This window comes from Saccharopolyspora flava (genome assembly GCF_900116135.1).
In the GTDB taxonomy this organism is placed as follows: domain Bacteria; phylum Actinomycetota; class Actinomycetes; order Mycobacteriales; family Pseudonocardiaceae; genus Saccharopolyspora; species Saccharopolyspora flava.
Map to the genome: position 1 here is coordinate 101,867 of NZ_FOZX01000009.1, position 14,024 is coordinate 115,890.

13 protein-coding genes are annotated in these 14,024 nt (G+C 71.1%); 7 read left to right on the forward strand and 6 right to left on the reverse strand.

Going from position 1 to position 14,024, the window contains the following annotated elements:
• Positions 1–25: 25 nt before the first annotated feature.
• From BM424_RS22645 to BM424_RS22660, 4 genes are all read left to right on the forward strand, one after another.
• Positions 26–1,201: an MFS transporter gene (locus BM424_RS22645; RefSeq protein ID WP_093421610.1), complete on the forward strand. Its 1,176-nt coding sequence runs from the start codon at positions 26–28 to the stop codon at positions 1,199–1,201.
• Positions 1,202–1,292: 91 nt separating this feature from the next.
• Positions 1,293–1,730: a MaoC family dehydratase gene (locus BM424_RS22650; protein ID WP_093421613.1), complete on the forward strand. Its 438-nt coding sequence runs from the start codon at positions 1,293–1,295 to the stop codon at positions 1,728–1,730.
• A 55-nt stretch (positions 1,731–1,785) separates the two neighbouring features.
• Positions 1,786–3,360 carry a flavin-containing monooxygenase gene (locus BM424_RS22655; protein ID WP_093421615.1) on the forward strand — a complete coding sequence of 525 codons (1,575 nt, stop codon included), beginning with the start codon at positions 1,786–1,788 and terminating at the stop codon, positions 3,358–3,360.
• Between the two features lie 148 nt (positions 3,361–3,508).
• Entirely contained in the window at positions 3,509–4,639 is a 1,131-nt protein-coding gene (locus BM424_RS22660) for a 5-methyltetrahydropteroyltriglutamate--homocysteine S-methyltransferase (RefSeq protein ID WP_093421976.1), read from the forward strand.
• Between the two features lie 189 nt (positions 4,640–4,828).
• Here the strand turns inward: BM424_RS22660 and BM424_RS22665 are convergent, their stop codons facing one another.
• Both BM424_RS22665 and BM424_RS22670 read right to left on the reverse strand, forming a co-directional pair.
• Positions 4,829–5,023: a ferredoxin gene (locus BM424_RS22665; RefSeq protein WP_093421618.1), complete on the reverse strand. Its 195-nt coding sequence runs from the start codon at positions 5,021–5,023 to the stop codon at positions 4,829–4,831.
• A gap of 36 nt (positions 5,024–5,059) precedes the next feature.
• The gene (locus BM424_RS22670) at positions 5,060–6,283 is read right to left on the reverse strand and encodes a cytochrome P450 (protein ID WP_093421620.1); all 1,224 of its coding nucleotides are present in this window, start codon (positions 6,281–6,283) and stop codon (positions 5,060–5,062) included.
• 121 nt (positions 6,284–6,404) lie between these two features.
• On the opposite strand from BM424_RS22670, the gene BM424_RS22675 reads away from it, so the two are divergent.
• Positions 6,405–7,862: an MFS transporter gene (locus tag BM424_RS22675; RefSeq protein WP_425442053.1), complete on the forward strand. Its 1,458-nt coding sequence runs from the start codon at positions 6,405–6,407 to the stop codon at positions 7,860–7,862.
• A gap of 78 nt (positions 7,863–7,940) precedes the next feature.
• Positions 7,941–8,906, forward strand: a complete 966-nt coding sequence (locus tag BM424_RS22680; RefSeq protein WP_093421623.1) for an alpha/beta hydrolase — start codon at positions 7,941–7,943, stop codon at positions 8,904–8,906.
• 324 nt (positions 8,907–9,230) lie between these two features.
• Here BM424_RS22680 and BM424_RS22685 read toward each other — a convergent pair whose 3' ends face one another.
• Positions 9,231–10,199, reverse strand: a complete 969-nt coding sequence (locus BM424_RS22685) for a M14 family zinc carboxypeptidase (RefSeq protein WP_245776053.1) — start codon at positions 10,197–10,199, stop codon at positions 9,231–9,233.
• 55 nt (positions 10,200–10,254) lie between these two features.
• A complete protein-coding gene (locus tag BM424_RS22690) occupies positions 10,255–10,755 on the reverse strand; it encodes a GNAT family N-acetyltransferase (RefSeq protein WP_217649802.1) in 501 nt (166 codons plus the stop codon).
• Positions 10,756–10,868: 113 nt separating this feature from the next.
• Here BM424_RS22690 and BM424_RS22695 point away from each other — a divergent pair, with 113 nt between their 5' ends.
• Positions 10,869–11,699 carry an SAM-dependent methyltransferase gene (locus tag BM424_RS22695; RefSeq protein WP_093421628.1) on the forward strand — a complete coding sequence of 277 codons (831 nt, stop codon included), beginning with the start codon at positions 10,869–10,871 and terminating at the stop codon, positions 11,697–11,699.
• Here the strand turns inward: BM424_RS22695 and BM424_RS22700 are convergent.
• Both BM424_RS22700 and BM424_RS22705 read right to left on the reverse strand, forming a co-directional pair.
• The gene (locus BM424_RS22700; protein ID WP_093421631.1) at positions 11,696–12,595 is read right to left on the reverse strand and encodes a PfkB family carbohydrate kinase; all 900 of its coding nucleotides are present in this window, start codon (positions 12,593–12,595) and stop codon (positions 11,696–11,698) included. The genes BM424_RS22695 and BM424_RS22700 overlap by 4 nt on opposite strands.
• A complete protein-coding gene (locus tag BM424_RS22705; RefSeq protein WP_093421633.1) occupies positions 12,592–14,013 on the reverse strand; it encodes a purine-cytosine permease family protein in 1,422 nt (473 codons plus the stop codon). Before BM424_RS22705 ends, BM424_RS22700 begins: the two co-directional genes overlap by 4 nt.
• Between the last annotated feature and the right edge of the window lie 11 nt (positions 14,014–14,024).

A 14,024-nucleotide genomic window follows, 5' to 3' on the forward strand; every position in this document is an offset into this window, starting at 1 on the left:
GTGACGGTGAGGCAGACTGCGGGCCATGCGTTCGGGTGTGCAGCGCGGTGCGATCGCCGCGGTCCAGGTCTTCGGGTTGGCGGTGTGGTTCTCGGTGTCGGCCGTGGTGCCCACGCTCCGCCAGGAGTGGGGGATCAGCGCCGCCGCGGCGGTGTGGCTGACCGGTGCGGTGCAGCTCGGCTTCGTCGCCGGAGCCCTCGGATCGTCGCTGCTCAACCTCGCCGACCGGATCCGCCCGCACCTGCTGCTGGCGGCGAGCGCGGCCCTGGCCGCCGGGTGGACGCTGCTGCTCGCCGGCGTCGTCGACGGGATGGCGGCGGCGATCCCGCTGCGGTTCCTCACCGGCACGTGCCTGGCCGGGGTGTACCCGGTCGGCATGAAGCTGATGGCCTCGTGGGCGCCGAGCCGGGGGAGAGGGCTGGCGATGGGCCTGCTCATCGCGGCGCTGACCGTCGGTTCCGCGCTGCCGCACCTCATCGGCGGGCTCGGGCAGCTGCCGTGGCGCGCGGTGCTGGTCGCCGCCGCGGGCACCGGGCTGCTCGGGGCGCTGGTCGCGGCGACGCTGGTGCGGCCGGGCCCGCACCTGGCGGCCTCGGCGGCGGTGCACAACCCGCGCTACGCGGTGCGGATGTTCGCCGAGCGCGGGCCGCGGCTGGCCAACCTCGGCTACTTCGGGCACATGTGGGAGCTCTACGCGCTGTGGACCTGGATCCCGACGTTCCTGCTGGCCAGCCGGGCGGGGCGGGACCTGCCGGCCTCCACCGGGATCACCGTGTTCGTCACCATCGGCATCGCGGGCGCGATCGGCTGCCTGCTCGGCGGGTGGGGTGCCGACCGCTACGGGCGGTCCCCGGCGGCGGTGACCGCGCTGGTGATCAGCGGTGCCTGCTGCGCCCTCTCGCCGCTGGCCTTCGACGCCGGTCCGGGCGTGCTGGTGGCGTTCTGCGTGGTGTGGGGCGCGGCGGTGATCGCCGACTCGGGCGTGTTCTCCACGTCGCTGAGCGAAGCCGCCGACCCGAGGTTCGTGGGCACCGCGCTGACCGCGCAGACCGCGATCGGGTTCGGGCTGACGGTGGTGAGCATCCAGCTCGTCCCGCTGCTGGCCGCCGCGGTGGGATGGCGGTTCGCGTTCCTGCTGCTGGCACCCGGCCCGTTCATCGGCGCGATCGCGATGCGCCGGCTCGGGCGCAGCACCGGGTGAACGATTTCAGCGGAAATCGGGGTGCCGACTTCCGTTGAAATCGGGTGGGCTGGTACCACCGACGGAAGTCCGGCAGCCCAACGGAGGCGTGATGAGCGACGCGTGGCCGAACGGCCGCCCCCAGGTCGGCGACACCGCCGAGATGTCCCGCACCATCGGCCCGACCGACATCCGGTTGTTCACCCAGATCAGCGGCGACCGCAACCCGCTGCACTACGACGCCGAGGCGGCCGAGGCCTCGCAGTTCGGCGAGATCGTGGTGCAGGGCGGGATCACCAGCGCCGTCCTCAACGCCGTGGTCGCCGAGAAGCTGCCCGGCCCGGGCACCGTGTTCCTCAACGTGAACTGGAACTTCACCGCCCCCGCCAGGCCCGGCGACACCCTGACCGGCCGGGTTCGGGTCGACGAGGTCCGCGACGACAAGCCCATCACCAAGCTCACCACCACCGTCACCCGCGACGACGGCACGACGGTGCTGGAGGGAACGGCGGTCTGCTACACGATGGCCATGCCCGGTTCGACGAGTTAGCGTCGCGAACGACTCACCGAAAACGCCTGCGCGGCAGGCAGTTGAGGAGGTCGGGATGCTGGACGCGATCGTCATCGGCGCCGGGTTCTCCGGGCTCTACGCGCTCCACCGGTTGCGCGGGCTGGGGATGTCGGCCCAGGTGCTGGAGGCCGGGGACGGCGTCGGCGGGACCTGGTACTGGAACCGCTACCCGGGAGCGCGCTGCGACTCCGAGAGCTACTACTACAGCTTCTCCTTCGACGACGACCTGCAGCAGGAGTGGCGCTGGAGCGAGCGGTACCCGCGCCAGCCGGAGATCCTGGCCTACCTCAACCACGTCGCCGACCGGTTCGACCTGCGCCGCGACATCCGGTTGAGCACCCGGGTGACCTCGGCGGTCTTCGACGACGGCTGGACGGTCACCACCGAGTCCGGCGAGCGGCTGCGGGCCCGGTTCCTCATCACCGCCGTGGGATGCCTGTCGTCGGCGAACGTGCCCGACCTGCCGGGACTCGATCGGTTCGCCGGGGATTGGTACCACACCGGGCGCTGGCCGCACGAGGACGTGGACTTCACCGGCAAGCGCGTCGGCGTCATCGGAACCGGATCGACCGGCATCCAGGCGATCCCGGTCATCGCCGAGCAGGCCGCGCACCTGACCGTCTTCCAGCGCACCCCGAACTTCAGCGTTCCCGCGCGCAACGCCCCGCTGGACGAGGAGTTCCAGACCTCCGTGCGCGCCCGCTACGCCGAAATCCGGGCGCTGCAACGGGAAACCGGAAACGGGCATCCCTTCCACCTCTCACCGCACAACGCCGTCGACACCCCGCCGGAGAAGCGCAGGGAGGTCTACGAGGCGGCGTGGCAGCGCGGTGGCCTGCGGTTCCGGGCCGCCTTCAACGACCTGCTCAGCAGCGAGGAGGCCAACGACACCGCCGCGGAGTTCATCCGCGACAAGATCCGCGAGACCGTCCGCGACCCCGAGGTCGCCGAACGGCTGCTGCCGCACGACCACCCGTTCGCCGCGAAGCGCCCGCCGATCGACACCGGCTACTTCGAGACCTACAACCGGCCCCACGTCAGCCTCGTCGACGTGCGCGCGGCGCCGATCGTCGAGATCACCCGGGACGGCCTGCGCACCACGGCCGGCGAATACCCGCTGGACGCGCTGGTGTTCGCCACCGGGTTCGACGCGATGACCGGGCCGCTGCTCGGCATCGACATCCGCGGCACGGGCGGGTCGCTGGCCGACAAGTGGCGCGACGGGCCGGTCGGCTACCTGGGGTTGCAGGTGGCGGGGTTCCCGAACCTGTTCACCATCACCGGGCCGGGCAGCCCGTCGGTGCTGACGAACATGCCGACGTCCATCGAGCAGCACGTGGACTGGATTGCCCGGTGCCTGCGGCACCTGCGCGACCACGGGCTCTCCCGCATCGAGGCCACCGAGCGGGCCGAGCGCGCGTGGGGCCGCGAGGTGCGGGAGGCTGCCGACCGGACGTTGCTCCCGAAGGCCCGCAGCTCGTGGTACCTCGGCGCGAACGTGCCCGGCAAACCCCGCGTCTTCATGCCGTACGCCGGAGGCCTGGCCCACTACGCCCGCCTCTGCGACGACATCGCCACCCGCGACTACGAGGGCTTCCGCCTGAGCTGAGCTCGCTCGAGCCGTCGGGGTGCGACATGTGTCGCGGGGGTGGTGGGTCATCGCGCCGAGGATCGCGGGCCGTCGTGGATGTTTGGATTCTTCGAGCGGACCAGCGCACCGGCACGGCCGGGCGAGTCGAGGGAGAGTGGGAATCATCGTGACGGGACCGCAGACGCCCAACGCCAAACCCCCGTTCCGCGCCGACCACGTCGGCAGCCTGCTGCGACCGCAGCGGCTGCACCAGGCCAGGCAGGACCACGCCGCCGGGCGCATCGACGCCGCCGAGCTGCGCGGCGTCGAGGACGAGGCGATCCGCGAGGTCGTCGCGGCGCAGCGGGACGTCGGGCTGCGCTCGGCCACCGACGGCGAGTTCCGCCGCGCCTACTGGCACCAGGACTTCATCCTCCGGCTCGACGGCATCCGGCAGGGCGACGAGACCACGACCGTGCGGTTCCAGAACGCCGACGGGGTCGTCGAGTGGCAGCCGGCGGCGCTGCAGATCGCGGGCAAGGTCGGGCTGTCCGAACCGATCTTCCTCGACGCCTTCGAATACCTGGCGTCGGTGGCCGAGGGCGTCACGCCGAAGCTGACCATCCCGTCGCCGAGCATGGTGCACTACCGGGGTGGCAAGACCGCGCTGGATCCGGCGATCTACCCCGACGTCGAGGAGTTCTGGAGCGATCTGTCCGCGGCCTACGCCGCCGAGGTCCGAGCCCTGGCCGACGCCGGGTGCACCTACCTGCAGCTCGACGACACCAGCCTGGCCTACCTCAACGACGAGAAGCAGCGCGCCGCCATCGCCGAGCGCGGTGAGGACGCCGAGCACCAGCACCTGCGCTACATCAAGCAGATCAACGCCGCCCTGGCCGACCGGCCCGACGAAATGTCGGTGACCACCCACCTGTGCCGCGGCAACTACCGGTCGTCGTGGGTGGCCGAGGGCGGCTACGACTTCGTCGCCGAGGCGCTGTTCGGCGAGCTCGACGTCGACGGCTTCTTCCTCGAGTTCGACGACCACCGGTCAGGCGGTTTCGCCCCGCTGCGCTACGTCCCCAAGGGCAAGCGGGTCGTTCTCGGTCTGGTCACCACCAAGCGCGGCGAGCTGGAGTCCAAGGACGACCTCAAGCGCCGCATCGAGGAAGCGACCCGCTACATCGACCTCGACCAGCTCTGCCTGTCCCCGCAGTGCGGTTTCTCCTCGACGGTCGAGGGCAACGCCCTCACCTACGAGGACCAGATCGCCAAGCTCCGCCTCATCGTCGACACCGCCGCCGAAGTCTGGTCCTGACCCCCGCAGGTCAAATCCTGCGGTATTCGACCGGTCAAATCCTGCGGTATTCGTCGGGTCAAAACCTGCGGTATTCGACCCCGCGAAAGTTGCAGTTTTTGACACCGGTGTCGAAAACCCCGGTTTTCACGCGACGAATGCTGCGGCATTCGACGCGACGGAAACCGGGGTTTTCGATCGGGGGAGGGGTCAGTCCTCGACGGTGATGGCGAGGGCGGGGCAGACCGCGGCGGCGTGGCGGACGTCGTCGGCGACCGACGGGTCGGGGGAGTCGGTGAGCAGGACCGCGATGCCGTCCTCGTCGCGCTGGTCGAAGACGTCCTCGGCGGCCATGACGCACTGGCCGGAGCCGACGCACTTGTCCTGGTCGATGGTGACCTTCATGAGCTCGTGTCCGTTTCGTGGTGGTGTGGTTCGGGATTACCAGGTGACGGGCAGTTCGTAGACGCCGTAGACGGCACCGTCGTGCTTGAACGGGATCTCGTCGAGTCCGGCGGCCGCGCGCAGCGTCGGGATCCGCTTGTACAGGGTGCTGTAGACGACCTGCAACTCCATCCGGGCCAGCGGCTGCCCGAGGCACTGGTGCACGCCGAACCCGAAGGCGACGTGCTTGCGGGCGTCGCGGGTGAGGTCCAGCGAGTCGGGGTCGTCGAAGACCTCCGGGTCGCGGTTGCCGATGTCGTTGGGCATGATCACGCCCTCACCGGCCCGGATCACCTGCCCGCCGACCTCGATGTCCTCCAGGGCGACGCGGCGCCGGCCGTTGTGGGTGATGTGCAGGTAGCGCAGCATCTCCTCGACCGCGCCGGCCACGACCTTGGGGTCGTCGGTCTCGCGCAGCAGCGCCAGCTGCTCGGGGTTCTCCAGCAGCGCGAGCGTGCCCAGGGCGATCATGTTCGCCGTGGTCTCGTGCCCGGCGATGAGCAGCAGCACGCCCATCTGCGCCACGTCGGAGCGTTCCAGCTCACCGGCCTTGACCCGCTCGCAGAGCCCGGACAGCAGGTCGTCGGCGGGGGCGTCGAGCTTGCTGCCGACGAGGTCGTCGAGGTAGCGGGTGAGGCTGCCCAGCGCCTCGGCGCGCTGCTCGGGCGTGGACGCGCGGTTGATGATGATCTTGCTGTTGTCCTGGAAGAAGTCGTGGTCGGAGTAGGGGACTCCGAGCAGTTCGCAGATCACCAGCGACGGCACCGGCAGCGCGAAGGCCTGCACGAGGTCGACCGGATTCGGGCCCGCCAGCATCTCGTCGATCCGGTCGTCGACGATCTTCTGCACGGCCGGTCGCATCGCCTCGATGCGTTTGACGGTGAACGGCGCGGTCACCATCCGGCGCAGGCGCGCGTGCTCGGGGTCGTCCATCAGGATGAAGCTGATCTTCGAGCCGCCGGGCTGCGCGGGCACGCCGCGCGGGTAGCCGAGGTTGTCCGGGTCGGAGCTGATGCGCGGGTCGGCGAGCACGGCGCGCTGGTCGGCGTAGCGGGTCACCAGCCAGGGCGTGGTGCCGTCGGCCAGACGGACCCGGTGGATCGGCGCCTCCTCCTGGAGGGTTTTCAGGCGCGGCGGCGGGTCGAACGGACAACCCGAGGCGCGCGTCATCGGGTAGTCGGGGATCTCCGCCGCGTCGGCCGAGGACAGCGTTTCGGTCATGCCGGCCTTCCTTGTGACTTTGGTCGTACCACTGCGAAAGTAGCTCCGCCCACTGGATTAAGTCAACTGACTGAATTAGGGTATCCGGGACATCTCCGGACACGGATGCGAGGTTCCCCGAGTGCGCGCGATTCCCGGCAGTGCGGCAGAAGCCGCCGTTCACGGGGACCGGCGGCCCCAGCTGGTCGTCCTCGTCCTGGCCTTCGCCGGGATCTCGGTCGCGATGACCCAGACCACCGTGATCCCGCTGGTGCCGATGCTGCCCGGCCTGCTGCACGCCTCCGCCGCCGACACCGCCTGGGCGGTCACCGCCACGCTGCTGGCCGGCGCCGTGGCCACGCCGGTCGTCGGCCGGCTCGGCGACATGTACGGCAAGCGGCGGATGCTGCTGCTCAGCCTCGCGATGCTCGTCCTCGGCTCGGTGGTGTGCGGGCTGAGCTCGTCGCTGGCGCTGATCGTCGTCGGCCGCATCATGCAGGGGCTGTCCTCCGGCGTGATCGCGCTCGGCATCAGCATCATGCGCGACGAGCTGCCCGCCGACCGCCTCGGCTCGGCGACCTCGCTGATGAGCGCCTCCCTCGGCGTCGGCGGTGCGCTCGGGCTGCCCGCCGCGGCGTTCCTCGCCGAGCGCACCGACTGGCACGTGCTGTTCTGGACCTCCGCGGTGCTCGGCGCGCTGGCCGCCGTCCTCGTGCTGCGCGTCGTCCCCGAGTCGCCGGTGCGCTCCGGCGGGCGCTTCGACCCGATCGGCGCGCTGGGCCTGTCCGCCGGGCTGATCTGCCTGCTGCTCGTGGTCTCCAAGGGTGCGAGCTGGGGCTGGGGGAGCGCGACCACCCTCGGGCTGGCCGCGGCGGGGATCGCGGTGTTCGGCGCGTGGGGCTGGTGGGAGCGGCGCCTCGCCGAACCGCTGGTGGACCTGCGCACCCTCACCCGCCGCCAGGTGCTGCTGACCAACATCGCCTCGGCGGTGTTCGGCTTCGCCATGTTCGCCCAGTCGCTGGTGTTCCCGCAGGTCCTGCAGCTGCCCACGGCGACCGGGTACGGGCTGGGGCAGACCATGCTCGTCGTCGGCGTCGTGATGGCGCCCTCCGGGCTGGTGATGATGGCGATGTCGCCGGTGTCGGCGCGCATCTCGCGGTTGCGCGGACCGAAGGTGACGCTGATGGTCGGTGCCGTGGTCGTGGCCGCCGGGTACGGGCTGGGCGTGGTGTTCCTGGCGCACGTGTGGCAGCTGATCGCGGTCTCCAGCGTGATCGGCGCCGGCATCGGACTGGCCTACGGCGCGATGCCCGCGCTGATCATGGCCGCGGTGCCGGTGTCGGAGACCGCGGCCGCCAACAGCCTCAACACCCTGATGCGCTCCATCGGGACCTCGGTGTCCAGCGCCGTGGCCGGGGCCGTGCTGGCGCAGCTGACGATCTCCTTCGGCCCGGCGACGGTGCCGTCGCAGACCGGCTTCCAGGTGATCATGGGCATCGGCTGCCTGGCGGCGGTGGCGGCGCTGAGCATCGCCGCGTTCCTGCCGCGCAGGGACGAGCCCGTCGAGGCGGTCCTGATCACCGCCCGTGCGGCGCGCTGAAATCGGTTGCGGGCGGTGGTTGGATCGTCTGCGGAGCGCGGTACCGGACACCGCGCCGAGAGCTGCGAGGAAAGTGCGATGAGCGAGGTTCTGCCGCCGGTTCCCTTCGACCCGGAGCTGGAGGTCTTCCTGAACGCCATGCCCAACACCGGGCAGGGCTTCACGCTCGAGGACGTCCCGGCGATGCGCGAGCTGACCAGCCACATCACCGCGGACGAAGCGCTGGAGGCCGACGGGTTCACCGTCGAGCACCGCTCGGTGCCCGGCCCGCAGGACGCGCCGGAGGTGCCGCTGGTGATCGTGCGGCCCGCCGAGCTCAGCGGCCCGCTGCCGGTCATCTACTCCATCCACGGCGGCGGCATGATCAGCGGCAGTCACCGGCAGGCGCTCGACGTGATGGCCACCGAGTGGGGCCGCGAGCTGGGCTGCGCGATCGTCTCGGTGGACTACCGGCTGGCCCCGGAGAACCCGCATCCCGCGCCGGTGCAGGACTGCTACGCGGGCCTGCGCTGGATCGCCGAGCAGGGCGCGGAGCACGGTTTCGACACCGAGCGCATCGTGCTCACCGGCGGCAGCGCGGGCGGCGGTCTGGCGGCCGCGGTCGCGCTGATGTGCCGGGATCTGGGCGGTCCGGCGCTGCTCGGTCAGCTGCTGCAGTGCCCGATGCTGGACGACCGCAACGACACGCCCTCGGCCCGTCAGATGCGCGGGCGGGGCATCTGGGACCAGCAGAACAACGAGGTCGGCTGGACCGCGCTGCTCGGCGACGCCCGCGGCGGCGAGGACGTCTCGCCCTACGCCGCGCCCGCGCGCGCCGAGGACCTCTCCGGGCTGCCGCCGACGTTCATCGACGTCGGATCGGCGGAGACCTTCCGCGACGAGAGCGTCACCTACGCCAGCCGCATCTGGCAGGCGGGCGGTGTCGCGGAGCTGCACGTCTGGCCCGGCGGCTTCCACGGTTTCCGGATGTTCCCGGGAGCCCGCCTCAGCCAGGAGTCCGCCCAAGCCCGAACCAACTGGCTCCGCCGCCTCCTCTCCCGGTGACGTCGGTTGCGTCCGTCACCAGGGGACAGTTTTTCCCCGAATCACCCATGACCAAAGTCCGTTTCATCCGGTCAATTCAAGGAAAAACCGTCCCTCGGTGACCTCACCACCCCACGCCACCGGTATCCCGGGGATTGGGTGTTCCGGGGAAGTTTTCATGAAAACTTCCCGTTCTCTGAGAGGTGACAGTTTTCATGAAAACTTCCCACCCTCTGGGGACGGGAGGGGCCGTGGGCGACTCTCCGACTTCGAAGTGCGGTGGTTTGTGTGAGAACTTTACGGGTTTTGGGGTGGGGGTGGTTTTCATGAAAACTTCGCTGTCACTCAGGGGGTGAGGGGTTCGCCTCGGGGTGGGATCGTGTCGGCCTCGGCCGGGTCGGTGTTGTGGAGGGAACCGTCTGCGGTGGCGTTGGTGATGGCGTGCATCGAGGTCAGGGCTGAGGTGATCTGGGACTGCTCGTGGTCCGGGCCCATGTCGCTGAGCTCGATGAGGACGCTGCCGCTGCCGAGCAGGCCGTAGGCGTTGCGGGCGATGCCCTGGTAGTCGCCGCCCGGGTACTGGGAGACGTTCGCGCCGCCCGCGTCCATCGCGGTCCGGGCGACGACCGAGACCTGCTTGGCCAGGGTCAGGGGTTCGGCCGCCACACCCGGGGTCGTCGGCCACATCAGGGACGCGGTGATCTCGCGGCCGTCGCCGCCGACGTAGCGGCCCTGCATGTGGTAGTCCACCGCGATGTGCGGCCGGAACTCGGCGTGGTGGCGCCGGATCAGGCCGGCCTCGGTCGCCGGGTTGTCCTCCGGGGCCACCGCCGGGTCGTGGTAGCGGTTGATGTCGTATCCCTTGCCCGCCTCGCCGTACTCCGGATCGGCGTCGGGAGCGTAGTTGTAGCGCCAGTTGTGCTCGTGGCCGTCGGGGTTGGCGCGCACCACCACGTCGACGGTCACCTGATCGCGCCACCAGCGCTGGTGCGGGTCGTTACCGATACCGACCTCGCGCAGGAACTCCACGGCCGCAGGCGTTCCCAGCGGCTCGTCGCCGTGCTGCTGGGTGACGAACAGCAGGCGCTGCGGACCGTGCCCGACCCGTGCGCTCCACACCGGCCGTCCCTGGTTGCTGGCGCCGATCGGCGCCACCCGCACCTCACCGCCGCTGCGCAGCTGCAGGTCGAACAACTGCCGCGCGAGCTCCTCGGTGCTCGGACGTGGTTCGATCTCGCGCGCCGCACCCGCGGGTGCGACCAGGCCCAGTGCCGTCACCACGGCGACCAGCACCGAGAACAGGGCAAAACGCATGGATTTCGACATGGCGCCGGAGTCTCCAAGATCGGACGACCCGCCACAAGCCGGGTCAGAGCTCCCGCCGCATGCACGCCCTGGGCCACGCGTCCAGACCCGCCACGGCTTCGGCGGCGCGGATGTCGCGCAGCCCCGGGGTGAGCTCGTCGTCGGCGAGGTACCGGAAACCGCATCGGCGGTAGTAGGGCCCGTTCCAGGGGACCTCGGTGAACGTCGTCAGCGTCAGCGCGGGCAGTCCCCGGTCGCGTGCCCACCCGGCCAGGTGCTCGATCAGGCCGAACCCGATGCGCTGCCCGGCGTGATCGGGGTGCACCGAGACCTGCTCGACGTGCGCGCAGCCGTCGACCACGTCGGCGATCAGGTACGCCACCGGGGCGTCCTCGACGACGTGCACCCACGCCCGCCCGGCCGCCAGGAACTCCCGCAGCGCTCCCGGCGACGGCGGCTCGTCCTCGGCCACGAGATCCATCCCGATCTCGGCGAAGGGCGCACCCGCCGCCCGCTCGATCTCCCGCATCGCCGGCAGATCGGACTCCCGCGCCAACCGGATCACAACCCCACCTCCCGCGGTTCGCCCCGATTTCTAGGGAAATCGGGTGCCCGACTTCCATTGAAATCGGATCAACTCCGTGAGGCCAGCGGTGGGTTCGTTGTAGGTTCGGGGTGATGGCCTGGCGACGAGGTTGTGAGGCGTGGCTGGTGGACGTGACCGAGGTGGACTGCACGACGCCGAACGCGGCGCGGATCTACGACTACGACCTGGGTGGTGAGCACAACTTCGCGGCCGATCGCGCCGCTTCGGAGGAGATCCAGCGGACCGTGGCGCCGACCGGCCCGTTCATCGCGCGGGCGAACCGGGCTTTCCTGCAGCGCGCGGTGCGGTTCTGCCTCGACCAGGGGATCGACCAGTTCCTGGACCTGGGATCGGGGATCCCGACCGTGGGCAACGTGCACGAGATCGCGCAGGACCGGCAGCCGGGTGCGCGCGTGCTCTACGTCGACGTCGAACCGGTCGCGGTCGCCACCACCCGGCACCTGCTGGAGGGCAACGACCACGCCGGGGTCGTGCACGCCGACGTCCGCGACCCCGACGCCGTGCTGGACTCGCCGGAAGCCGCGAGCCTGCTCGACTTCTCGCGCCCGGTCGCGCTGCTGACCGTGGCCGTCCTGCACTACATCACCCCGCAGGAGCAGACCCGGATGCACCGGTACCGGGAGGTGCTGGCGCCGGGCAGCGCGGTGGTGATCTCCACGCTCACCGCCGACGAGCGCGCCGAGGAGGCCGAGCGCGTCGAGCGGTTCTTCGCCGAGAACGCCGACACGCAGGTCACCTTCCGCACCCGCGACGAGGTGCTGGCGCTGTTCGACGGCACCGAGCTGGTGTCCCCGGGAGTCGTGTGGACCCCGCAGTGGCGGCCCGACCCCGCCGACCCCGCCGGTTGGGAGCCGCACCGGGCGGGCTGCTGGGCGGGCGTCGGACTCGTCCGGGAACCCTAGCGCGCCAGGAACTCCTCCAGCCGCGCTCGCGGCGGGGCCGTCGCTGGTCCGCGCTCCTGGACCGACAGGGCCGCTGCGGCGTTCGCGCGCCGCGCCGCCTCCGCCGGGCCGGTTCCCTCCAGCAGGGAGGCGGCCAGGACACCGCAGTGGGTGTCCCCGGCGCCGTTGGTGTCGACCGGAGTCGCGGGAAAGCCCGGCACGCGGCGGGTTTCGCCCTCGGTCGAGAGCACGCAGCCGTTCGCGCCGTCGCGGACCACGACCGCGGCCGGCCCCAGCTCGCGCGCCGCGGTCTCCGGATCCGCGGAACCGGTCAGCACCCGGGCCTCGGCGGCGTTGCAGCTGAGGACGTCGACGAGCGGCATGACCGCGTCCAGCACCTCGGCGGGGATGTCGGCCACCAGCGGGCACGGGTCCAGCATCACCCGCGAGGGCACGCCCGGGAGCCAGTCCAGCAGCGCCTCCCGGTTGGAGGCGTGCAGCAGGCTGTAGCCGCTGACGTAGACCACGTCGTCGGGCTCGGTGCGCACCCGCGCGAGCTGCTCCGGCAGCAGCCGTCCCTCCGCGCCGACACCGGTGACGAAAGTGCGCTCGCCGCCGGGCTCGACCAGCGCCACGCAGATGCCGTTGTCGGCGTCCTGCTGCTGCGGCTGGGCGAGCTCGATCCCCTCCGCGCGCAGCGCTTCTCGCGCCTGGTCGGCGAAGCGGCCGGTGCCGTGCGCGCCCGCGTAGACCACGCGGGCGCCCGAGCGGGCGGCCGCCGACATCACGTTGAACCCGCCGCCCGGCAGCAGGTCCGCGCTCTCGGCGAGCACGTCGCCGCCGGTCGGCGGCAGCGACGGCACCCGCATCACCAGGTCGAGCACGACCTGCCCGGTGTGCACCAGGCGGCCCGTCACGCGGCCGCCTTCCGGCCGCCGCCCAGCAGCGCGTACACCCCGGCCGAGACGGCGAAGGTGATCACCCAGCCGAGCCCGTTCTCGCCCAGCCACGTCTCGGCGAACACACCGGTGAAGAAGTCGTTGCTGCTGAACAGGTATCCGACGACGATCGCCAGCGCCCACGCGCCGAACGCGCGCGGCTCGACACCGCCCCGGTACCAGTAGGAACTGGTGCTGCGCATGTCCATCAGCCCCGCCGGGTCGTAGCTGCGGCGGTGCAGCATGTCGGTGAGGAACACGCCCAGCCACGCGGTGATCGGGATCGCCAGCAGGCTGATGAAGGTGACGAACGGGTCGTAGAAGCTGTCGGCGACCAGCATGAAGTAGATCGAGCCGAGGAACGTCACCACCACGTCCACGGCGACCGCGTAGACCCGCTTGATGTTGACGCCCATCGTCAGCGTCGTCAGACCCGCCGAGTACACCGACAGGTGGTTGGACAGCAGCAGCCCGCCGACCGCCGCGATCAGGTACGGCACCGCCATCCAGGCCGGCAGCATCGCGCGGATCGCCGCCACCGGGTCCCCGGCGTCGGCCAGCGCCGGATCGCCCGCCGACAGCAGGCTTCCCAGCGAGATCAGCAGGATCAGCGGGATCCCCGCGCCCACGGCCGCCGAGGCGACCAGCGATCCGGCCTTGACGGCGGGGGACTGGTAGCGCGACATGTCCGCCGAGGCGTTGGCCCAGCCGATGCCGGTCCCGGCGGCGATCGTGCCCACGCCCGCGATCATCACGCCCACCGGGGCGGGGGAGGCGGAACCGACCGCGTGCCAGTCGATCGTGGCCACCAGGCTGATCGCCACCACGACGTTGAGCGCGCCGAAGATCCAGGTCGCCCAGCGCTGCACGGCCACCAGCACCTTGTGGCCCAGGCCGGAGACCACCATCGTCAGCACCTCGAACACCGCGATGCACAGGATCGTCAGCACCGGAACGGTTTTGGCGTCCCCAGCGGTGCCGAACAGGATCGTGCACAGCGACAGCAGCGCGAACGCGGCCGTGGTGGTGTTGACCGTCTCCCAGCCGAGCCGCGAGATCAGCGACACCAAGGTCGGCCCGGCGTTGCCGTGCACCCCGAAGACCGCGCGGGAGAGCGTCAAACCCGGTGCGCCGCCGCGACGTCCGGCGATGGAGACCACGCCGACGATCGCGAACGAGCCGACCGAGCCGATCACCGCGACGATCGCGGCCTGCCAGAACGCCAGGCCTTCGGCGACCAGGGTGGCGCCCAGGGGTAAGCCCAGGATCGAGATGTTGGCGGCGAACCACACCCAGAACAGCTGCATCGGGTGCCCGGTCCGCTCGTGCTCCGGAACCGGTTCGATGCCGCGGGTTTCCAGTGCGCTCTCTGCAGGCTCAGTGGCCTCGCGGACCATGCGCTCTCCTT